This is a genomic window from Limimaricola litoreus (genome assembly GCF_024159025.1).
Classification (GTDB): Bacteria; Pseudomonadota; Alphaproteobacteria; order Rhodobacterales; family Rhodobacteraceae; genus Limimaricola; species Limimaricola litoreus.
This window is the reverse complement of the sequence record NZ_JAMYXC010000058.1, coordinates 1-1296: the sequence shown is the minus strand read 5'-3', so window position 1 is coordinate 1296 and position 1296 is coordinate 1. Positions and strand designations below refer to the sequence as shown.

The window sequence follows — 1296 nt, the reverse complement described above, 5'->3', positions numbered from 1 at the left end:
CATCGTGAATGAGAACCCGCGCGGGCGCGCGTTCTTCCAGCGCCTCGAGCCCCGCGCGCACCGAATGCGCCCGCTCGGCCCCGCCCGCCACGACGAGATCGGCCATGACCTCGATTTCGGGGTGATGGCCGATCTCCTCGGCGCGCAGCACGAGGCAGACGGGGCCAAGCCCGGCGAAGGCGGCGATGCTGCGCGCCAGTACGGTGCGGCCGCCCAGATCGCGCCATTGCTTGGCGATCCCGCCGCCCGCGCGCAGGCCGCGCCCGGCGGCGACGATCACGGTAGCGACCTCCGGCCCGGTGCGGGCGGAAGGGTCGGGCTCGGGCTCGGGCAGGGGCAAGGACGGGTCGGACGGGCGGGATGTCACGCTCTCTCCTTCACGCGGCGGTCGGGCTTGTGTAGGGGCTGGCATGGGGCGGTGCAATTCCATCCTTTCCGGCACAAATGCGCACAATATTTAGGCAAATGCGATATGCTGCGGCAATTGCACAGGCATTGCGATTGAGACGCCCCGGCCCACCCCGTAGTTCGGTCCCACACGCACAGGTTTCAGGCAGATGACACCCGCCCCGCTTTCCCCCATCGATCTCGGCTCCGGCGTGACCTTCGACGCCCCCGTGGCGCTCGCACCGCTGGCGGGGATCACCGATCTGCCGTTTCGCCGCCTCGTCGCTTCCTTCGGCGCGGGCTGGGTGGTCTCCGAGATGGTCGCGAGCCAGGAGATAGTGCAGGCCAAACCGGGCGTGCGCGAGCGCGCCGAGCTGGGATACGAGCGCTCGGACACGGGCGTGCAGCTTGCCGGGCGCGATCCCTACTGGATCGCCGAGGCCGCGCGCATGGTCGAGGCCAACGGCGCGCGCTTCATCGACATCAACATGGGCTGCCCGGCCAAGAAGGTGACGGGCGGGCTGTCGGGCTCGGCGCTGATGAAGACGCCCGACCACGCGCTGCGGCTGATCGAGGCGGTGGTCGGCGCGGTCTCGGTGCCGGTGACGCTCAAGACCCGGCTGGGCTGGGACGACGATCTGCTCAACGCGCCGCAGATCGCCCGCCGGGCCGAGGCGGCGGGCGTGCGCATGGTGGTGATCCACGGGCGCACGCGCTGCCAGTTCTACAAGGGCGCCGCCGATTGGGCCGCGATCCGCGCGGTGCGCGAGGCGGTCTCCATTCCCGTCATCGCCAATGGCGACATTATCGATGCCGAGACCGCCCGCACCGCGCTGGCACGCTCCGGCGGGGCGGGGGTCATGGTCGGGCGCGGCGCGCAGGGGCGTCCCTGGCAGCTGGCGCGGATCA

Annotated in this window: 2 protein-coding genes; one reads left to right on the top strand and one right to left on the bottom strand. The window is 71.1% G+C overall.

Annotated elements, in window-relative coordinates; all coding sequences use genetic code 11:
* Positions 1 to 367, bottom strand: a 367-nt coding sequence (locus NHG85_RS04695) for a 2-C-methyl-D-erythritol 4-phosphate cytidylyltransferase (protein ID WP_253330290.1), incomplete at its 3' end; no start/stop codon positions are given.
* A 190-nt stretch (positions 368 to 557) separates the two neighbouring features.
* Between NHG85_RS04695 and dusB the strand changes: the two genes are divergently transcribed.
* On the top strand, positions 558 to 1296 hold a 739-nt coding region (dusB, locus tag NHG85_RS04690), incomplete at its 3' end, for a tRNA dihydrouridine synthase DusB (protein ID WP_253330288.1).